General features: G+C 70.7%; 17 protein-coding genes. 11 read left to right on the top strand and 6 right to left on the bottom strand.

Going from position 1 to position 20,128, the window contains the following annotated elements; all coding sequences use genetic code 11:
- Nucleotides 1-11: 11 nt before the first annotated feature.
- Together ACFV9T_RS08085 and ACFV9T_RS08080 are read right to left on the bottom strand one after the other, a co-directional pair.
- Nucleotides 12-494, bottom strand: a complete 483-nt coding sequence (locus ACFV9T_RS08085) for a sortase (RefSeq protein WP_385437517.1) — start codon at nucleotides 492-494, stop codon at nucleotides 12-14.
- 244 nt (nucleotides 495-738) lie between these two features.
- The gene (locus ACFV9T_RS08080; RefSeq protein WP_385437516.1) at nucleotides 739-1,308 is read right to left on the bottom strand and encodes a TetR/AcrR family transcriptional regulator; all 570 of its coding nucleotides are present in this window, start codon (nucleotides 1,306-1,308) and stop codon (nucleotides 739-741) included.
- A gap of 88 nt (nucleotides 1,309-1,396) precedes the next feature.
- Between ACFV9T_RS08080 and ACFV9T_RS08075 the strand changes: the two genes are divergently transcribed.
- From ACFV9T_RS08075 to ACFV9T_RS08065, 3 genes are all read left to right on the top strand, one after another.
- Nucleotides 1,397-1,888, top strand: coding sequence for an FBP domain-containing protein (locus tag ACFV9T_RS08075; RefSeq protein WP_385437515.1), 492 nt, complete (start codon nucleotides 1,397-1,399; stop codon nucleotides 1,886-1,888).
- A 125-nt stretch (nucleotides 1,889-2,013) separates the two neighbouring features.
- The gene (locus ACFV9T_RS08070; RefSeq protein ID WP_385437514.1) at nucleotides 2,014-3,501 is read left to right on the top strand and encodes a DUF1996 domain-containing protein; all 1,488 of its coding nucleotides are present in this window, start codon (nucleotides 2,014-2,016) and stop codon (nucleotides 3,499-3,501) included.
- 136 nt (nucleotides 3,502-3,637) lie between these two features.
- Nucleotides 3,638-4,288: a TetR/AcrR family transcriptional regulator gene (locus ACFV9T_RS08065; protein WP_385437638.1), complete on the top strand. Its 651-nt coding sequence runs from the start codon at nucleotides 3,638-3,640 to the stop codon at nucleotides 4,286-4,288.
- A 7-nt stretch (nucleotides 4,289-4,295) separates the two neighbouring features.
- On the opposite strand, the gene ACFV9T_RS08060 is transcribed toward ACFV9T_RS08065, so the two are convergent.
- Complete coding sequence (locus ACFV9T_RS08060; RefSeq protein WP_385437512.1) at nucleotides 4,296-5,543, bottom strand: ATP-grasp domain-containing protein; 1,248 nt, start codon at nucleotides 5,541-5,543, stop codon at nucleotides 4,296-4,298.
- Between the two features lie 155 nt (nucleotides 5,544-5,698).
- On the opposite strand from ACFV9T_RS08060, the gene ACFV9T_RS08055 reads away from it, so the two are divergent.
- The 8 genes from ACFV9T_RS08055 (at nucleotide 5,699) to ACFV9T_RS08020 (ending at nucleotide 15,766) form a co-directional block, all read left to right on the top strand.
- Complete coding sequence (locus ACFV9T_RS08055) at nucleotides 5,699-6,202, top strand: hypothetical protein (RefSeq protein ID WP_385437511.1); 504 nt, start codon at nucleotides 5,699-5,701, stop codon at nucleotides 6,200-6,202.
- Nucleotides 6,172-7,596 (top strand): hypothetical protein, encoded by a 1,425-nt coding sequence (locus ACFV9T_RS08050; RefSeq protein ID WP_385437510.1) that lies wholly within the window; start codon nucleotides 6,172-6,174, stop codon nucleotides 7,594-7,596. Before ACFV9T_RS08055 ends, ACFV9T_RS08050 begins: the two co-directional genes overlap by 31 nt.
- Nucleotides 7,593-9,065 (top strand): VWA domain-containing protein, encoded by a 1,473-nt coding sequence (locus ACFV9T_RS08045; protein ID WP_385437509.1) that lies wholly within the window; start codon nucleotides 7,593-7,595, stop codon nucleotides 9,063-9,065. Before ACFV9T_RS08050 ends, ACFV9T_RS08045 begins: the two co-directional genes overlap by 4 nt.
- 12 nt (nucleotides 9,066-9,077) lie before the next feature.
- Nucleotides 9,078-10,190, top strand: a complete 1,113-nt coding sequence (locus ACFV9T_RS08040; RefSeq protein ID WP_385437508.1) for an AAA family ATPase — start codon at nucleotides 9,078-9,080, stop codon at nucleotides 10,188-10,190.
- Nucleotides 10,187-13,018, top strand: coding sequence for a hypothetical protein (locus ACFV9T_RS08035; protein ID WP_385437507.1), 2,832 nt, complete (start codon nucleotides 10,187-10,189; stop codon nucleotides 13,016-13,018). The genes ACFV9T_RS08040 and ACFV9T_RS08035 overlap by 4 nt, the downstream gene beginning before the upstream one ends.
- Before the next feature lie 108 nt (nucleotides 13,019-13,126).
- Nucleotides 13,127-14,245 carry an amidinotransferase gene (locus tag ACFV9T_RS08030; protein WP_385437506.1) on the top strand — a complete coding sequence of 373 codons (1,119 nt, stop codon included), beginning with the start codon at nucleotides 13,127-13,129 and terminating at the stop codon, nucleotides 14,243-14,245.
- Nucleotides 14,246-14,363: 118 nt separating this feature from the next.
- The gene (locus tag ACFV9T_RS08025; protein WP_385437505.1) at nucleotides 14,364-14,921 is read left to right on the top strand and encodes a carboxymuconolactone decarboxylase family protein; all 558 of its coding nucleotides are present in this window, start codon (nucleotides 14,364-14,366) and stop codon (nucleotides 14,919-14,921) included.
- Nucleotides 14,918-15,766: an RNA polymerase sigma-70 factor gene (locus ACFV9T_RS08020; protein WP_385437504.1), complete on the top strand. Its 849-nt coding sequence runs from the start codon at nucleotides 14,918-14,920 to the stop codon at nucleotides 15,764-15,766. The genes ACFV9T_RS08025 and ACFV9T_RS08020 overlap by 4 nt, the downstream gene beginning before the upstream one ends.
- Nucleotides 15,767-15,773: 7 nt before the next feature.
- Here the strand turns inward: ACFV9T_RS08020 and ACFV9T_RS08015 are convergent, their stop codons facing one another.
- From ACFV9T_RS08015 to ACFV9T_RS08005, 3 genes are all read right to left on the bottom strand, one after another.
- A complete protein-coding gene (locus ACFV9T_RS08015; RefSeq protein WP_385437637.1) occupies nucleotides 15,774-18,008 on the bottom strand; it encodes a pyruvate dehydrogenase in 2,235 nt (744 codons plus the stop codon).
- Between the two features lie 297 nt (nucleotides 18,009-18,305).
- The gene (locus ACFV9T_RS08010; RefSeq protein WP_385437502.1) at nucleotides 18,306-19,142 is read right to left on the bottom strand and encodes a carbohydrate ABC transporter permease; all 837 of its coding nucleotides are present in this window, start codon (nucleotides 19,140-19,142) and stop codon (nucleotides 18,306-18,308) included.
- Nucleotides 19,139-20,128, bottom strand: coding sequence for a carbohydrate ABC transporter permease (locus tag ACFV9T_RS08005; RefSeq protein WP_385437501.1), 990 nt, complete (start codon nucleotides 20,126-20,128; stop codon nucleotides 19,139-19,141). The genes ACFV9T_RS08010 and ACFV9T_RS08005 overlap by 4 nt, the downstream gene beginning before the upstream one ends.

The raw sequence follows: 20,128 nt of genomic DNA, 5'->3' as shown, positions 1-20,128 counted from the left end.
TCCGCCCGGGACTAGCGGCGGACGCTTCGGTGGCGGCGCATCATGAGCACACTTCCGGCCGTGATGGCCAGGACGGTGCCACCGAGGAGGGTCGGCTTGTTCTCGCCGATCGCGGCAGGCCCGAATCCGGCGTCGACCCCGCCACTGGGGTGGCTGCGCTTGACCTTGACCGTGTCCGTGATCTTGATGCTCGGCGGACACTTCACGATGACGTCGTGGCGGCCGGAGTCGGCATCCTTCGGAATCCGGAAGTGGCCGGTGAGCACACCCTTGTGGCCCTCGCCGAGCAGGTGGAACTCCTCTCCGCCCGCGGAGCCCTTGCCATAGGTCACGTCCGAGCCGCAGGCGGTCGTGCTGACGGTGATCGTGGAGCCCGGAGCGCTCTTCTTCGGGCTGATACGAAGCTCCGAGTCATCGGCGGCGGCGGCCGGGCCCTGCAGCGCGAGGGCACAGAGAACCAGGCCGATGCCTGCACCGGCGGGTACGTAACGCATGAAGATCCTCCAACGGAGCAGTGGCCGTCCTGATCGCGCGGCACCTGAGAGGTGTTCCGCTCATGAGACAACCGACAGTCCGCCACCGCCGCAACACGAGGCGTGACCGCACGAGGCCACGGCCACCGCTTCGCTTGATCGTTTACGCAGGTCACCGGAGTGACGGCCGACGCTCGGCGGGAAAGCGCGCAGGGGAGCGAATGGGCTATTCAGCGAGTGGCGCCCGTGTGCTTTCGGCGGGTGATCAGGGCGCGGGCCAGTTGCGCAGCAGGGCGTCGAGCGAGTCCAGGACCCGGGTCCAGGACTCCGCCGAATCGGGGGCGCTGTGGCTGAACCCGCCCGCCAGCTCCAGGCTGACGAAGCCGTGGAAGACGCTGCCGAGCAGCCGGACCGCATGGGTCTGGTCCGGCTCGGTCAGGTCGTAGCCGCGCAGGATCGCCCGCGTCATCTGCGAGTGCCTGCCGCCCGCGCTGGCGGCCGCCGCCTCCGGGTCGAGCCGGAACTGGGCGGCGGCGTAGCGGCCGGGATGCTCGCGGGCGTAGTCGCGGTAGACGTGGCCGAAGGCGATCAGCGCGTCCTTCCCGGCCCGCCCGGCCAGGGCGTCGGCGGCCCGGTCGGCGAGTTCCTCCAGGGCGAGCAGGGCGATCCTGGTCTTGAGGTCGCGGGAGTTCTTCAGGTGCGAGTACAGGCTCGCGACCTTGACGTCGAACCGCCTGGCCAGCTCCGATACGGTCACCTGCTCGAAGCCCACCTCGTCGGCCAGCTCCGCCCCGGCCCGGGTCAGACGTTCCGCGGTCAGCCCTGCGTATGCCATGCCCTCCCTCTCCGTCGCCCCTGTCACCTGCGGTGGCACAGGCATTATCCAGTTGCCTAAGACCTTTAGGCAACTTAGCCTCCCGCTCATGAAGCCACTGACCGAGCAAGAGATCCGTTCCGCCTTCGTCAACTGCACCAAGGGCGAGGCGAAACGCCTGTCCGTACCCCGTGATCTGGCCGACCGGCCCTGGGACGACCTGGACTACCTCGGGTGGCGCGATCCGCAGGCCTACGACCGTGCCTACCTCGTCACCACGCTGGACGACCGCCCGACGGCCCTGGCGCTGCGCTGCCCCACCCCCGCCTCCTGGCAGACGCCGCGCGGCATGTGCTCGCTCTGTCTGACCTCCCACACCGGTGGCGTCTCCCTGATGGTCGCGCCGAAGGCGGGGAAGGCCCGGCAGCGGGGCAACTCGGTCGGTACGTACATATGCGGCGACCTCGCCTGCTCGCTGTATGTGCGCGGCAAGAAGGACGCGGGCGCGGGCGCGCGACTCCATGAGTCGCTGACCGTGGAGGAGAAGGTCGAGCGGATGGTGGCCAACGTGGCCGCGTTCCTGGCCAAGGTGGCCGCCTGACCCCCGGGGAGCCACCGAACTCGGGGACATATGACGGATCGATGACGTGATCCACCCCGGCGCTCCGGCCCGGCCGCATGGCTATAGCCTTCCGTCGAACGCGTCCGACATGACAGAGGAGTTCCATGCGACGCAACACGCGTAGACGGTCGAAGACCGCGAGACGGGCGATCGTCGCCACCGCCGCACTGGCCCTGGGGGCGGGCGGCCTGGTGACGGTCAACCTGTACGCCTCGGCCGACGCGGGCGATTCGCGGCCAAGTGGCAACCGCGACCGGGCGTTATCCGCCCAGGCCTCCACCATCGACTGCCCCGACGTCGGCCAGCGCCTGAGCGCGGTGCCCCAGCGGGCCAGGGCCGAGGTGGACCGGGAACTCGCCCTGCTGGACAAGCAGGTGGCCGAGGCGTACCAGCGGCTGGCCGGTTCCCAGCGGGCGATCCAGCAGGACGCCAACTTCGCGCAGAACGCGATCATGGGGCCGCTGAAGGACAAGCGCACGGCGGCCATCGACCGCATCTCCATCGCCATCGGCCGAGTGGCCGCCACCCCGCAGGGCCTTAAGGGACTCGCCCCCTGCACGCTCAAGGCCACCGGCAACCAGCAAGGTGGCGGGCAGGGCGATAACCAGGGCGGCGACGAGGGCGGCAACGAGGGTGGCGAGCAGGGCGGCAACCAGGGCGGCGATCAGGGCCAGAACGGCAACGGCCCGGCCGCCGCGGACTTCGTGGACATCACCAGCGTCCAGCCCAACGTGCGCACACCGCGCCCGGCGCGGAACGCCTCCAAGGGCCTCTTCGTCACCGCGTGCGGCGTCAACGCCAACAAGCTCTACAACACCGACAACGTCATCGTCGCGCCGGGCGTGTCCAACGGCGCCCACCACACCCACGACTACGTCGGCAACCAGGCCAACAACGCGTTCGCCGACAACAACGCCTTCGCCCGTGGCCGCACCAGCTGCAAGAACCAGGGCGACAAGTCCTCGTACTACTGGCCGGTGCTGCGCCTCCAGGACGGCACCCGTGAGTTCGACGCGGACCGGCAGGGCGGTGGCGCGGAGGGCAACACCGGCCGCATCCTGACCGCCAAGAAGGTCACCCTGGAGTACGCGGGCAACCCGCGCGGCAAGGTCGTGGCGATGCCCAAGTTCCTGCGCATCATCACCGGCGACGCGAAGGCTTTCAGCAACGGCACGGCGAACGCCAACGCCGCCTGGAGCTGCACCGGGTTCGAGAACCGGCAGCTGAAGGACAAGTACCCGATCTGCCCGCAGGGCAGCGATGTGGTGCGTACGTCGAAGTTCCAGAGCTGCTGGGACGGCAAGAACGCCGATAGCGCCAACCACCGCTCCCACGTGGCGTTCACGGACGCCGAGGGCCGCTGCCCGAAGGGCTTCGTGGCGATTCCGCAGCTGGTGCAGCGCCTGGTGTACGACGTGGACGCGCCGAGCGTGAAGGACAACGGCAAGACCCGGCCGTTCTACGCGGTGGACGGGTTCCCCGAGCAGCTGCACAAGCCGGTCACCGACCACGGTGACTTCATCAACGTCTTCGACGAGCGCGTGATGAACCAGATGGTGCGGTGCGTCAACACCGGACGCACCTGCCGCTGAGGTGGCGAGGAGCCCTGCCGGTGGCCGTATGGCGGCCTCCGGCGGGGCTCGCGACGCCGCCCGGCGCGCCACGGGGTATGCTTTAAAGCGTTGGCTTTAATGCGGTGGTGTGCGGAGCGGGGACGCGGTGGTGATGATGGCAGCGAGAACGAGGCAGGACGAGCGGGTCAGCGCGACACGGGAGGCGCTGCTGACGGCGGCGGAGCGGCTGTTCGCCGAGTACGGCGTGCACGCGGTCGCCAACCGCCAGATCAGCGCGGCCGCCGGACAGGGCAACAACGCCGCGGTCAATTACCACTTCGGCACCAAGACCGACCTGGTCCGCGCGATCGTCCGGCGCCACGCCGAGCAGATGGAGCGGATCCGCGCGGGGATGCTGGCCGACATCGGCGACTCCACCGAGCTGCGGGACTGGGTGGCCTGCGTGGTCCGCCCGACCACCGAGCACCTGGCCGCTCTGGGCCACCCAAGCTGGTACGCGCGGTTCATCGCCCAGGTCACGGCCGACCCCGCGCTTCAGGCCGTCACCACCGCGGAGGCCTTCGCCGCCGCGCCGTCGCTGCACCCGCTGCAGGACGGAATGAGCCGCTGCCTGCCGGACCTGCCCGCCGAGGTGCACGCCGAACGGGCGGCCATGACGCGCCACCTCATCACACAGATGACCGCCGAGCGGGAACGCGCCCTCGCCGACGCCGCCCCCACCTCCCGCACGACGTGGCACGCCACCGCCACCGGCCTCATCGACGCCATCGTCGCCCTGTGGCAGGCCCCGGTCACCCAGGCCTAGGGACGCGTCAGACGGGCGCGTACTCGACGCGGATGGCGGTCTCCAGTGCCCGGTGGAACTCCTCGGCCTCGGCGGTCGTGGCGTGCCGGGACAGGACGAACGCCGGGTACCCGGTGAAGTCCGGGTAGGGCCGCACCACATCGCCGGGGAAGAGCATCTGCACGACGTGGTCCACCCGGGGGTCGGCGCGCAGCTCGTCCAGGCCGTGGATGGCGGTGATCCGCCCCGAACCGCCGCACGGCACGATGTAGTTGGCCGCGGCGCCCGTGGCGGCGGGGGAGTGGCCGGGGCGGAACGAGCGCGGCGGCTGCCCGGTGGCGATCCGCAGCGCGTCCGCGGCGAAGTCCAGCCCGGTGACGTTCCGCACGATGTACCCGGAGACCCCGGAACCGCCGATGCGGGCCCCCAGCTCCAGCAGATACGGCCGTCCGCCGCGCAGCCGCAGTTCGGTGTGGGTGGGGCCGTCGGTGATGCCGAGGGCGGTGTGCGCGGCGGTGACCTCGCGCCGGATGGCGTCCCGTACCGCCTCGGGCAGGACGGCCGGGGCGCGGTAGACGCTCTCCTCGAAGTACGGGCCCTCGGGCTCGCCCTTGTAGCCGATGGCGCACACCGTCACCTCCCCGTGGTGGGCGAGGGATTCCACGGCGAACTCGGGCCCGTCGAGATACTCCTCCACGATCAGGCCCTCGCCCAGCGTGTCCTGGCAGACCTGCCAGACCTCGTCGACCACGGCCCGCAGCTCGTCCGGGCGTTCCGCCTTGGTGACACCGAGGCTGGAGAAGCCGTGCGCGGGCTTGACCACCACGGGAAAGTCCAGGTGGGCGGCGTCCTCCCAGGCGGAGGCGTCTTTCATGGCGACGAAGCGGGGCGCATTGAGCCCCGCCGAGGCCAGCCGTTCCCGCATCACCCGCTTGTCCTGCGCGCCGAGCGCCGCGTCCCGTCCGATGCCGGGCAGCCCGAGGGTCCCGGCGGCCTCCGCCACGAACGGCACGGCCGGGTCGTACAGGGTGCAGATGCCCTGGAACGGGGTGGTCTCGTGCAGCTTCCGCAGCGTGGCCAGGGCGCCCGCGCGGTCCCCGTCGATGTCCAGGCGCAGTACGTCGGCCACGGCCGGGGGCAGCCGGTCCGGGTCCACGGTCTCGTCGGGGCGGGGGACCAGGATGAGGCGGATCCCGGCGCGCTCGGCGCTCTCGAAGACCCAGGGCAGCGTCGTCCGCTGGTACACCAGGACGACGCAGGGCTGCTGTGTGCTCACGATGTTCCCCGATCCCTTGGCGATCCGGCCGCTCGGCTGCCCGGCCGGTGCCGAGCAACGTACCGGAGCGGGCGTTGTCAGTGGGCGCACGTATGTTCATTCGTGCCGCGCCGCTCGGGTGCGGAAATACCCCTGTGCGCAGAGGAGATGGCGCGTTGTCAGATTGGGAGAGGTCGAGCACGGCACGGGTGATCCCGCCCGCACGGCCGCGCAAGCTCGCCAAGGTCCCGTTCGTCGAGCTGGCCGACGGACGTCTGCAGGGTGTGGTGTCCAGCGGCTCGGACATCGGGCGGGTCTACGTCTCGTCGGTCGCGGCCACCACCTACGCGTACGCGTGCAGCACCAACAACAACCGCCCCTGCGGCGGTGCGCACGGCTCGTACTGCAAGCACATCATGGCCCTGATCAGCGAGGCGGTGCTGCAGTACGGCGCCGAGCGCGTCGCCCGCTATCTGCGGGTGGAGGGCGCGGACGGGGAGCCCGCCGGGCTGGCCATCGCCGTCGCCATGATGGAGACCCACCCACCGCAGGGGGACACCCAGGCCGCCGCGGTGGTCTTCAGCCGGTTCCTGCGCCACCTGGCCTATCTGGAACTCGCCCCGGCCACCGCGCCGTTGCCGGAGATGCAGTGGTTCCCGTCGACCAGGGCGGTGGCGTGATGCGCGCCGATCTGCTCGCCGAACCCATCGCCGACCTCGATGCAGCCCTGGCCGCCGTCGACGCCTTCGACCAGGCACTCGTCGCCGGTCTGCTCCGCCCCCACCCCGACCGTTCCGCCGCGCTGACGGATCTCGCCGATGCCGTCGCCGGGACGCCGCTGGCCGCCAGGGTCGCCGAGGCGGCCGAGAAGGCGGCGGCCGGAGCCGCGGGCGAAGACCACTTCGTCGCCCTCGCCGCCGCCCGCACCGCACTTCTCGGGTCCGTCCACGACGCGCTGATGACCCGGGCCTGGGAGGCGACCGCCCGGCCGCGCGGCGCGGAGCCCCCCGCGTCGCCCGCGCCCGGCGGGCAGGAAGCGGCGAACCTGCTCGCCGCCGCCCGCTCCTACCTCTCCGACCTGGCACGATGCGGATGGCAGGGCATCGACCACGATGTGGTGTCCGGCTCGGCGCAGATCGTCTCCGCGATGCTGCCCGACCCGGCCCTGCGGCGCCTGGCGACGCTGCTCGACGGCTTCGCCACCGAACTCGCCGCCTCCTGCCCCGGCGCTTCCCTGGACCGTGTCCCGGCGCGCCGATGGGCCGACCTGTGGGCGCGGGCGCTGCTGCTGACGCTGCCCGGTGCGGCCGCCGCGTCCGCGACCGGCACGGCCACCGGCCGCCTCCTGCCCCTCGGCGTCGATGTGCAGGAGCACGCCACCGCGGCACAGGCCCAGGTCCACGCCGTGTTCGAGCCCGCCGACGGCGCCGCGCCCCGCCTGCTGCGGGCCAGCGTGTCGGTGCCCAAGCCCGATACGGTCGTCGGCGTCGGCATCTGGCAGCTGCTCCGGCCCGCCATGTCGCTCCTGGACGCCGTCAGCGAGGGCCGGTCGGTGAACCTCACCGACATGCCGGTCACCGCCGACGGCGACCTGATCTGGAGCGACGAGCACGCACAGCCGGGCGAGCCCGCCGACCCCTTCGCCAGCGCCCGCGTCGCCCTGGCCACCGCCACCGACGCGCCGACCGCGCCCCTGGACCGGCATCCGGCGCGCATCGCCGTCCCCGTCTTCCTGGAGGGCTACGCCGCCCAGAAGGGCGACGGCACGCTGACGTTCACCGTCGCCGGGCACCCGCTGGCCGTCGACACCGACCGCATCCCGACCGCCGGTCCGCTCACACCCGAGGCCGTCGCGGCGTCGAGCGCGTGCATCGGTCTGCTCCGCTGGGACGCGGGGGCGTACCGCCTCCAGCCCCTGGCCGTCGAGAAGACCGTACGGAAGAACACCGTCGCCATCCACGCCGGGCAATGGGCCGGGCGCACGACCGACAAGGCCGGGGTCAAGGCCGAGAAGGCCGCCACCGACGCCGTGACCGCGCTGCGGGAGCGGGCCGGGAGGCTGCTGCGGAAATGACGGAGCACACCACCGATCACGACCCCGGTACGGACCTCCAGGACCTCCAGGACCCCCACGGCAACCGCCGTCAGCTCCTGTACTGGCGGCTCCTCGCCCGACTCTTCGACCCCGAGGAGCAGGCCACCCTGGAATCGGCGAGCCTCGCCGTCGTGGAGGACATCGGGCTGCCGCCCGCCCTGCTGGACCCACAGGCCTCCGTCGACTCGATCGTGCAGCGCCACCCGGAGCTGGCCGCCGAGTTCGACGGTCTGATGACCCCCGAACCCGGCGATGACGGAGCACGCGACCGGGCCGCCGAAGTACGGCGCGCGGCGCTGACCTCGAAGGTCCTGCTCAACGTGTTCGCCCGCGCCTCCGGCACGGTCACCGCCGGACAGCTGGCCCGCTGGCAGTCCGACGCGGGCTGGCTGGAGCGCGCCCTCGGCTGCGAGCCCGGCGAGCTGCGCTCGGGCCCCGGCGGGAAACCGTCCGGCGGAAAGTCCGGCGGGCGGGCGGCGGGCCCGGGCGTCAGCCCGACCGGCACCGGCGGCCCGGGTACGACGCCCGACCTCGGCAAGCTCATCCCGGAGATCGGCCCGGACATCGGCCCCGAACTCGGCGCCCTGGAAGCCGACCTCGTCAAGCGGATGCGTCTGCGCGAGGTGCTGGCCGACTCCCAGCTCGCCGCGCGGCTGACCCCGAGCATGTCGCTCATCGAGCAGCTGCTGCGGGACAAGGGCAACCTCTCGGGCGTGGCCCTGGCCAACGCCAAGGCGCTGATCAAGCGGTTCGTCGACGAGGTCGGCGAAGTGCTGCGCACCCAGGTCGAGAAGGCCACGGTCGGCGCCCTGGACCGCTCCGTCCCGCCCAAGCGGGTGTTCCGCAACCTCGACCTCGACCGCACCATCTGGAAGAACCTCACCAACTGGAGCCCGGAGGAGGAGCGGCTGTACGTCGACCGCCTCTACTACCGGCACACCGCCCGCAAGACCACGCCCCAGCGGCTGATCGTCGTCGTGGACCAGTCGGGCTCGATGGTCGACTCCATGGTGAACTGCACCATCCTGGCGTCCATCTTCGCCGGGCTCCCCAAGGTGGACGTCCACCTCATCGCGTACGACACCCAGGCGCTCGACCTGACGCCGTGGGTGCACGACCCCTTCGAAACCCTGCTGCGCACCAACCTCGGGGGCGGCACCGACGGCACGGTCGCCATGGCCCTGGCGCAGCCGAAGATCGCCGAGCCCCGCAACACCGTCGTCGTGTGGATCTCCGACTTCTACGAATGGCAGACCGAACCGCTCTTCGAGAGCATGGCCGCCATTCACCGCTCGGGAGCCAAATTCATCCCGGTCGGCTCGGTGACCAGCTCCGGACGCGGCAGTGTCAACCCGTGGTTCCGGGAGCGCTTCAAGGACCTCGGCGCGCCGGTGCTGTCCGGCCATATCACCAAGCTCGTCCACGAACTCAAGACGTTCCTCACCTAGAAAGGCCCTGTGATGTCCGACCTGTTGCGCGCCCCCGCCGAGATCAAGTACGCCGAGGAGCTGGACTGGCTGGAGTCCATCGACGACAGCCCCAAGCCCTTCTCCTGGCGGCTGTCCCCGAAGATGATCCGCCTGTTCATCCTGGGCTCCGAGCGCTCCGACGGCCTGGACCGGGAGATCGCGCAGAAGTGGTTCGGCGACCGCAGCTTCGTCGAGCGCTCCATCGTCACGCTCGCCTCCGACCGGGGCCTGCTGCTCATCGGAGACCCTGGCACCGGGAAGAGCTGGCTGGCCGAGCTGCTGTCCGCCGCGATCTCCCGCAACTCCACGCTGGTCGTGCAGGGCACGGCGGGCACCACCGAGGACCACATCAAATACTCCTGGAACGTGTCCATGGTGATCGCCAAGGGCCAGTCGCGGGAGTCGATGATCCCCTCGCCGATCATGACCGCGATGGAGACCGGCGCGATCGGCCGGTTCGAGGAACTCACCCGCTCGACCAGCGACGTCCAGGACGCGCTGATCTCGATCCTCTCCGAGAAGTACATCTCTGTCCCCGAACTGGACAGCGACGGCATCGTCTTCGCCAAGCCCGGCTTCTCGGTCATCGCCACCGCCAACAGCCGCGACCGGGGCGTCAACGACCTGTCCTCGGCCCTCAAGCGCAGGTTCAACTTCGTCCGCATCCCGGTGATGACGAACAAGAAGAGCGAGGCGGAGATCGTCCGCTTCCGCACCGAGGAACTGCTGCGCCGCCACCAGATCGAGCTGGACGTGCCGCCGACACTGCTCGACGTACTGCTGCGGAGCTTCGCCGATCTGCGCGCCTCGGCGGCCTCGGCGGGCAGCGACGACGAGAAGCTGGAGTCCGCGCTGTCCACCGCCGAACAGATCGGGGTGCTCGAGGACGCGATCCTGCACAGCAACTTCTTCGGCGAGCGCGCCCTGACCGCCCACACCCTCGCCACCTCGCTCGTCGGGTCGCTGGCCCGGCGCGAGCCCGAGGATCTGGCCATCCTCAACAAATACCTGCACGGTGTCGTGGAGCCGCGCAGCAAGGACGAGGGGGGATCCTGGCCGGAGTTCCTGGAGGGCGGCCGCGACGCGATCGCCACCCTGTCATGAGCGGCACGCACCAGGGGGCACACCAGGTGACACACGAAGGTTCGCACGACGGGCCCTTCGAGGCGCTGCGCGCGCGACTGGGCGAGGCCGCCGCGACGTTCGCCGACGGCCCGGACGCCCTGGAAGGCATCCTCCTCGGCCTCGTCGACGACGTAGACCGCGCGGTCGGCGAGCCGCTGGAGATCTTCCCCGTCTGCCACCACTCGCCCGCCTCGGCGATCGCGATGGCCCGCCGTCTGCGCCAGAAGCAGCCGAAGGTCGTGTACCTGGAGCTGTGCGAGGACATGGCGCCACTGCTGACCGAACTGCGCAACTGCAGGCTCCCGGTGGCGGTCCAGGCGTTCGCCACCGACGTCGACGGCTTCCCGCCCGAATGGTCCCCGCTGTCGGTCGTCGCACCGGTCACCGAGGCCTCGGCCGAGTACCAGGCGATCGCGTACGCGCTGGACACCCCGGGCGTCGAGCTGGTCCTCGTCGACCGCTCCTCGGACCATGTCTTCCAGTGGGACCAGCGCGGCACCGACACCGGGGAATCGGCCGACCCGGAGGCTCCCGCCACCGAGGAAGAGGCCGCGCTGCACGGGGACGCGGTCGGCGTGGAGATCGGCGACCTGCGGCCGCGCTTCGCCGAGCTGGAGGAACACCTGCTGCGCCACGGCAAGGTGCGGCACTGGTCGGAGTGGTGGCATCAGTACGTCGAGCTGCCGCTCGGCGACAGCGACCACGACACCTACCGCCAGGCCATGTTCCTGATCGGCAGCCTCTTCCGGCGCCTCGCCCCCGGCGATACGCACCGGGTGCGCGTGGACGAGGACCGCGAGCGTTACATGTGGACCAGGATGCGCGAGCACCTGGCCGCGACCGGCACCGATCCCGCCGACTGCCTCTACGTGTGCGGCGCCTTCCACGCGGCCAGCCGCGTCGAGGAGTTCGGCGTCGACGGCGCCGACACGTACCGGATCAGCCCGCGTACCGCCACCACCTGGCAGTACGGCCTGATCCCCTCCAGCCACGCGGCGATCGAGGCGCAGTTCGGCCTCGCCGCCGGGTCGGTGTCGATCGCCGCGACGGTCTGGGCGAAGAACGTCAAGCGCACCCGGGTGGAGCCGTACCGCCTGGCGGGACAGGCGGGGACGAAGAAGCCGAAGCCCCGGAAGACGGCCCCCTCGGCGGCCCTGGCACCGGCGGATCCGCCCTCCGACAAGCTGACCGGCTTTCTGCGGCGACCACCCGTCCTGGACCGGCTGGACGAGGCCGAACTGGTCGGCTGGTCGGTGGAGATCGTGCGCGCCGCCCGCCGCAACGGCTACCTCGCCTCCACCGCCGACGCCATCGCCGTGTTCGAGACGTCGATCCTGCTGGCCGGGATGCGCGACCGGACCAGGCCCACGCCGTACGACTTCCAGGACGCGGCCGTCACCTGCGTCGAGAAGGACACCGTGCCCGGTCGGCGCGATGTGCGCCGTCTCGTCGAGATCATGATGGGCGGCGACCGGATCGGGAAGGTCGGCTACGACGCGCTGCCACCGCTGGCCCGCGATGTCCACGACCGGCTCGCACCGCTGAACCTGAGGCTCCAGCAGCGTGGTGTGCAGCGCGCGCTGCTGGACATCGCCTCCCGGCCGGAGCTTCAGCCGTGCTCCGACGTGCTGTGGATGCTGCGCTTTCTGATGCCGCACGGCACCGCGCGGCCGATCATGGGCGAGCGGACGCTGGGGGAGCGGCCGATCCAGGAGTCCTGGGACGTGGCGCTCGGCACCCATGAGCGGGCGCTCATCGAGCTGGGCTACGAGGGCGTCAGCATCGAGCAGGTCCTGGAGCAGCGCCTTCGCCGCACGGCGTACGACCCGAAGGCCACCGCGGCCACCGTCCTCCAGGCCGTCGAGGACGCCACGCTGTACCTGGGCAGCCGCCGACTCGCCGACGAGCTGGGCACCCGCGCGCTGGAGGTGCTGTCGGCCGAGCGCAGCGTCGACGGGGCACCCGATGTGCTGCGCCGGGTGCGGCGGCTGCTGGCGTACTACCGCACCAGCGAGCCGGTGCTGCCGCCGTGGATCGAGTCCTTCGCCAAGACCGGATACGCGCACTACTGCACCCTGCTGCCGACGGCCTTCGCCGACGAGGACGCCACCGTCCGCCAGGTGGCGGCGACGCTGGGGTTCCTGTTCAGCATGGAGAGCCTGGCGCTGTCGCTGGGCTGCGACCGCACCCAACTGGAGCTGGCCGTCGCCCAGTCGCATCCCCGGGAGCCGTCGAAGACGGCGCTGCTCTGGGCCGCGCAGCAGCAGCTCGGCCACCTCTCCCGCGCGGAGCTGCGGACGAGGTGCGACGAACTGCTGGGCAACCCCCTGGTGGTGCCCGCCTATCCGCGCTACCTCAGCGGCTTCGTCCACGCCCTGGAGCCCGTCCCGGGCCTCACCGACTTCGTCGTGGAGGCGGTGTCGAACGCCTTCGGACGGCTGCCGGACGCGGTGCTCCTGCCCTGGCTGCCGACCCTGATCACCACCCTGCGAGCGGACGGCGCCGACCTGGCCCCGCTGCTGATCCGCGAGGCGGGGCGGATCTTCCCCGGCCGTCTCGGGGCGCTGGACACCTGGGTGCCGCCGTGGCGGGCCCAGCCGGAGCCGCGAGCGCCCCGGTCCGCGTCGCGCGCGGAGGGCGGCCGCCGCGGTGCGCTGCTGGCCGCCCACCCCGCGACGTGCGACGCGGTGGCGAACCTGCTGGGCTGCGACGGCACATGGGAGGCGGCGGATCCCCGCCCGGCGGGCGCCGCGCTGGCCGGTCGCCACCCGGAGACGGCCACGGCCCTGGCGGCCCTGCTGCGGTGAGGCTGAATGGAGGATTCTGCTCACCGCTGTGGAGCAGTGCGATTGGTCACCGTGCGAAACGTATTGAATACTTTACGTTTGTATGTCGGTGAGCGGAAGCGATGGACCATGGCGGTAGTGCAGAGACCTGACCTTCCTGCGGAGCAGCTCGTTTCGCCGGTCAATTCACACAACGAATGGGATCCGCTGGAGGAGATCATCGTCGGGCGCCTGGACGGCGCCACGATCCCCTCCAGCCACCCCGTCGTGTCCTGCAACATCCCACGGTGGGCGGGCCGGTGGCAGGGGCTCGCCTCGGGCATCAAGTATCCGCGCGTGCTCATCGAACCGGCGCAGCGGGAACTCGATGAGTTCATCGCTCTCCTGCGCTCCCTCGGCGTCACGGTCACCCGCCCCGACGCCGTCGACCACCGGCAGCGCTTCGGCACCCCCGACTGGTCGTCCCGTGGCTTCTGCAACACGTGTCCGCGCGACAGCATGCTCGTGATCGGCGACGAGATCATCGAGACGCCGATGGCGTGGCCGTGCCGGTATTTCGAGACCCACTCCTACCGCGCGATCCTCAAGGACTACTTCCGCCGTGGCGCACGCTGGACCTCGGCCCCCAAGCCGCAGCTCACCGACGCCCTGTACGAGCCGGAATTCCGCACCCCGGAAGACGGCGAGCCCATGCGCTACATCCTCACCGAGTTCGAGCCGGTGTTCGACGCGGCCGATTTCGTCCGCGCGGGGCGCGACCTCTTCGTACTGCGGAGCAATGTCACCAACCGCTTGGGCATCGACTGGCTGCGCCGTCACCTCGGATCCGGATATCGCGTCCACGAGATCGAGAGCCGCTGCCGCACACCGATGCACATCGACACCACCTTCCTCCTGATGTCGCCGGGCAAGGTGCTCATCAACCCCGAGTACATCGACGTGGACCGCCTGCCCGACATCCTGAACTCCTGGGACGTCCTGATCGCCCCCGAGCCCAACCCCATCGAGGAGCGGCTGCTCAGGCTCACCTCGATGTGCGGAAAGTGGCTCAGCATGAACATCCTCATGGTCGACGAAAAACGAGTGATCGCGGAGCGCCACCACACCGACATGCTGCGCGCGCTCGAAGGCTGGGGCTTCGAACCGATCCCCTGCGACCTGCTGCACTACGCCCCGTTCGGCGGCTCATTCCACTGCGCGACACTCGACGTCCGGCGCCGTGGCACGCTCGAATCGTATTTCCATTGAGCAGCGAGCCGACGGTGAACACACGCCGGAGCACCGAATGCGGCACCGCGATGTCACACTCCGGCGGCCTCCCCTGTCACACCTCCGGAAGCCTTCCGAAGCGACACAGGAGACCCCCATGGCCCGGATCTCGCTCACCCCGCCCAACACCCTGCTCAACCGCCTCGGCGCCTGGTACTCCCGGCGTACCTACGGCAAGGTGCTCGACCCCGGGCTGGCCCTCGGCCACAACGCGAGGGTGCTGCTCACCTCCGTACGGCACGAGCGCGGGGTCGCCAAGTGGAACCGGCTCGACCAGGGGCTCAAGCACCTCGCCGTGATGGCCGCGGCGGCCAAGATCAACTGCTCGTGGTGCATGGACTTCGGCCACTGGGAGGCCCACTCCCTCGGGCTGCCCCTGGACAAGGTCGGCAAGGTCCCGCAGTGGCGTGAGCACCGGGAGGACTTCACCGAGCTGGAGCTGCTCGTCCTGGACTACGCCGAGGCCATGACCGAGACCGAGCCCCGTGTCACCGACGAGCTGGCCGCCGCCCTGCTCGAACGGCTCGGGGAGGCCGCCTTCGTCGAACTCACCGCCATGGTCGCCCTGGAGAACTACCGCTCGCGCGTCAACAGCGCCTTCGGCCTGGTAGGCCAGGGCTTTTCGGACGCCTGCGCGGTACCGTCCCGGATGTGATCGACACAACCACCTTTGAGCAGCACCGACGGATGCTGTTCGGTATCGCCTACCGCATGCTCGGCAGTGTCGCCGACGCCGAGGACCTGGTGCAGGACACCTGGCTGCGCTGCAGCCAGGTGTCCACCGCCGTGGACAACCCGGCCGGGTATCTGACCCGTACGGTGACCAACCTGGCCCTCAACCGGCTCACCTCGGCCGCCGCCACCCGCGAGCAGTACGTCGGGCCCTGGCTGCCCGAGCCGCTGGTCACCGAGCCCGACGCGGCCGAGGACGCGGAGCTGGCCGAGTCCGTCTCGCTCGCCATGCTCGTCGTCCTCGACACCCTCTCGCCGCTGGAGCGGGCGGTCTTCGTGCTCAAGGAGGTCTTCGGCTTCTCGTTCAAGGAGATCGCCGGAATGCTGGAGCGCGGCGAGGCGGCCGTACGGCAGGTCGGCCACCGGGCCAGGGCACACGTCCAGGCCCGGCGGCCGCGCTACGACACACCGGACGAGGTGCGGCGGCGGGTCACCGATGAGTTCCTGGCCGCGTGTCTCGGCGGCGACCTGAACCGGATGATGGAGCTGCTCGCCCCCGATGTGACGTCGTGGAGCGACGGCGGCGGCAAGGTCAAGGCCGCCATCCGCCCACAGCACGGCGCGGACAAGGTCGCCCGCTTCCTCGCCGCCGTCATCACCCAGCCGATGGACGACCCCCGCGTCCACGCGGTCGACGTCAACGGCCACCCGGGCCTGCTCATCACCGCCGCGGGCCGCCCGGACACCGTCGTCTGCGTCGAGGTCGCCGACGGCCGGATCACGGAGATCCGCGTCATCCGCAACCCGGACAAGCTGCGCCACCTGTGAGCAGCGCTCAGTCGATGAGGTCGAGGGCGGCGGTCAGGACGCTGTCGCTGTCGATGCCGTGGTACCGGTAGACGTCGTCGAGGGCGCCGCACTGGCCGAACCGGGTCACACCCAGCGTCGTGACGGGCACCTGGTGCACGGTGGCGAGGAACGCCAGGGTGTGCGGGTGGCCGTCGAGCACGGTGACCAGCGGGGTGGCGCGGTCGGCGGGGAAGGCGCGGTCGAGGATCCAGTCCGGGTCCTCGGCCAGGCCGCGCCGGGCCTGGAGGGCGCGGAACAGCAGATCCGGGCTGGTCACGCACACCACATCGGCACCGTGGCCGAGGGCGTCGAGCCGTTCGGCCGCGGCCAGGGCCTCGGGGATCAGCGCGCCCATCGCCGCGAGGGTCACCACCGGCTCGGCGTGGCGCCGCAGCCGGTACGCGCCCGCCACCACCTGGCGGCGCCGCCGCTCACGCGCGGCGGGGTCGGTGGGCACGGCGGCCAGGGACTGGTCCACCGGCCGGGTCGACAGCCGCAGATACGCCGAACTCCCCTGCGGGCGGCCGAGGTTACCCAGGGCGGCGAGCAGACACCACTCGGTGTCGAGGGCGAAGGCGGGCTCGTACGACACACACCCCGGCTGTTCGATGCCCAGCGACGGCGTGGTGATCGACTGGTGTGCGCCGCCCTCCGGGGCGAGGGTGACCCCGGACGGGGTGCCCACCAGGATGGACTGCCCGCCCGCGTACATCCCGAAGGACCACGGCTCCAGCGCCCGGTTGACGAACGGGTCGTACACCACGCCGATGGGCAGCAGCGGCTGCTCCCAGCGGCTCCAGGTGGCGCCCAACTCGCCCAGCAGGCCTACCAGGTTGGTCTCGGCGATGCCCAGCTCCACATGCTGCCCGGTCGGCTTCTCCCGCCAGTGCAGGATCGTCTCGGCGTCGTCGGCGAACCAGTCGGTGCCCTCCGTGGCCGACCACACGCCGACCTTGTTCAGCCAGCCGCCCAGGTTGGTGGTCGAGCTGACGTCCGGGCTGACGGTGACGATCCGGCCCGCCGCCTCGGGGGCCCGGCGGGTGAGGTCCAGCAGTGTCCTGCCAAGGGCTTGCTGGGTGTGGCCGGTCCCGGTGGGCGCCGGGCGGCCGAGGTCGGCCGGAACGGCGGGCGGCTGCCGCGGCGCGCGCTCCGGCCGTCGCAGCCGCTCGGCGGCGGCCGCGCACAGCGACGCCTCCGCCGAGCCGTCGGGGAAGCGGGCCCAGGGGCGGTCCAGGTCCGCCCCCAGCCGCTCGGCCAGCGGGCCCATCTGGTCGGCCGTCAGCAGTGAGGAGTGGTTCTGCGGATGGCCCTCGGTGGGCAGCCCGTGCCCCTTGACCGTGTACGCGAAGATCACGGTCGGCCGGGTGTCGTCGATGGTGTCGTACGCCTCCAGGAGGGCGCCGAGGTCATGGCCGCCCAGGTTGCGCAGCGCGGCGAGCAGCGTGGCGTCGTCCAGATGCGCGATGAGCCCGGCGATCGGGGCGGCGGTCGAGCCGCTGCCGGGCAGCCGCTCGCGCAGCTGTCCGGCGGTGCAGCGCAGCAGCCGCTGGTATTCGGGGTTGCCCATGGCGTCGATACGGGTGCGCAGGGCGTCGCCGCCGGGCCGGGTGAACAGCTCGCGCAGCAGATGCCCGTACTTGAGCGTGAGCACCTGCCACCCGGCGGCCGTGAACATGCCCTGCAGCCGCCCGGCGGCGATGCCGGGCACCACCCGGTCCAGGGACTGCCGGTTCAGGTCGACGATCCACGTCACCTCGCCCAGCGAGGACACCACCGGGTCCTGGACCGCCTCCCAGATGGCTCCCTCGTCCAGCTCCGCGTCACCGAGCAGGGAGTACTGCCGCCCGGTCCCGGCGCCGCCGAAGCGGCCCTCCACATAGCGCCGGGCGAGCGCGCCCCACAGGGGAGCGGTGGCGCCGATGCCGACCGAGCCGGTGGAGTAGTCGACCCGGTCGGGGTCCTTGGACCGGCTGGGGTAGCTCTGCAGCCCGCCGAACGCGCGAAGCGTCGTCAGGTACGACTCGTCCAGCTCGCCCAGCAGATAGTTGACGGCGTGCAGCACCGGCGAGGCATGGGGCTTGACCGACACCCGGTCCTCGGCGGTCAGCGTGTGGAACCACAGCGCCGTCATGATCGAGGCCATCGACGCGCTGGACGCCTGGTGGCCGCCCACCTTCAGCCCCGTGGGGTTCGGCCGGACCCGGTTGGCGTGGTCGATCATGGCCGTGGACAGCCACAGCACCCGGCGCTCGACCGCTTCCAGCGTGCCGAGCGTCCCGGGGTGTCCCTTCCCGGCCGGGTCCTTGCCCGGGACGCCCGAGAAGGTCGCGTCCATGACCACATTGACCACCTCCACCGCCTGGATCCGACGTCCAGGAATGCCGTGTGATGCGAGAAGTAGACAGAGACCGCACCTGCTGCGCAACATGTCCTCTTCCGGCTGGGCAATCTGCTCACCGCACCGGGGTGAAAGCGCCCTCGACCGAGCAAAATGATCAATGTCCGGAGCGGAGCGGCCTCACCCCTTCACGGCGCCGGAGGTGAGCCCCCGCACGATGTGGCGGCTCGCGAAGGCGAAGAGCACCATGGTCGGCAGGATCGTGAACACGGCCGCCGCGGACATCGAACCCCAGTCGATGTTGAAGCTGGAGATGAAGCCGTTGAGGGCCGTCGGGACGGTCTTGTTGGCGTCGCTGTTCATCAGGGTCACCGACAGGAACAGCTCGTTCCAGCAGTTGACGAAGTTGAAGATGAACGCCGCCACGATCCCCGGACGCATCACCGGCAGCAGCACCCGGAACAGCGCCGAGAACCGGGAGAGACCGTCGATCATCGCGGCCTCCTCCAGCGCGTCGGGGATGTTCTCGAAGAAGCCGCGGAGCATCACCGTGCAGAAGGGGATGCACACGGCGACGTAGACGAGAATGAGCCCGAGCCGGTTGTCGACCAGCCTCAGGTCGGTCATGAGCAGATACAGCGGGCCCAGCGCGATGAACGCGGGGATCATCTGGGTGACCAGCGCGGCCGTCAGCAGCGCGGACTTGGTGCGGAACTCGAAGCGCGCCAGCACATACGCCGACAGCATCGAGATCGCGGTGGCGGCGGCGCCCGCGACGGCCGCGACGATCAGGCTGTTGGTGAGATAGGTCCCGAAATCGGCCTTGTCGAACAGCTCGCTGTAGTTCTCCAGCGAGAAGTGCTCGGGCCAGTAGGCGATGGGGAACGCGAAGATGTCGCCCGGCGCCTTCAGCGAGGTGATGGTGATCCAGTACAGCGGGAAGACGGTGAACGCCAGCCACAGCCCCAGGAAGACGATGCGGACGACCCGGCCCGCCGAGGTCTCTTTGCCGGTCACGGCCCCACCTCTCGCTTCTTCTCACGCGTGGCCAGCAGGAAGAACACCGTGAACACCAGCAGCCCCGCGACCACGAGGAGGCCGAGCGCGGAGGCCTTGCCGTAGTCCCCCTGCTGAGTGATCTTGATCATCCAGGTGGTCACGATGTGGGTCTCGTTGTTGGGCCCGCCACCGGTCATCCCGAAGATCAGATCGGGGAAGTTGAAGATCCAGATGATCCGCAGCAGCACGGTGAGCACCAGCGTGACCCGGATGTAGGGGATGGTGATCTGGAAGAGCGTGCGCACCTTCCCGGCCCCGTCCAGCGCCGAGGCCTCGTACAGCTCGTCGGGGACCGACTGGAGCGCGGCCAGGATCATGATGGCGAAGAAGGTGACGCCGTACCAGGTGTTGGCGATCAGTACGGCGATCATCGCCTTGTGCGGATCGGCCAGCCACGCCACCGGCTCGTCGATCAGCCCCGCCTTCTGCAGCAGATCGTTCACGACGCCGAACTCACTGTTGAACATCCAGCGGAACAGGATGCCGATGAGGAACCCGGAGATCGCCCAGGGGAAGAAGACCAGCGCCTGGTAGACGCCCCGGAAACGGAACCGGCGGCGCAGCCACAGCGCCAGCGCGAAGCCGATGACCAGCTGCGGCACGATCGAGCCGATGACCCAGAGACCCGTATTGCCCAGCACGGTGTCCCAGTTGGGGTCGGCGAAGACCGCGTGGAAGTTCTTGAGCCCCACCCACGAGGTGTCGGTGAGATCGTTCAGGTCCCAGTGGCGGAAGGCCATCTGGCTGCCCGCGATCACGGGGTAGTACGTGAACACCGCCACGAAGATCGCGGCCGGCGCCATATAGGCGGCGATGAGCAGTCCCCGGCGGGTCGTGAACTCCCGTCTGCGGCCGCCCTGTTGCCCGCTCCGGGGATGCGGATCGGCCTTCTTCCGGACCGGCCGCGGCGCCTTCGGCCTGGTGGTTGCGGAGGTGGCGGGCAT

This window comes from Streptomyces sp. NPDC059850, from assembly GCF_042731515.1.
In the GTDB taxonomy this organism is placed as follows: Bacteria; Actinomycetota; Actinomycetes; order Streptomycetales; family Streptomycetaceae; genus Streptomyces.
This window is presented reverse-complemented; position numbering and strand designations above follow the sequence as displayed.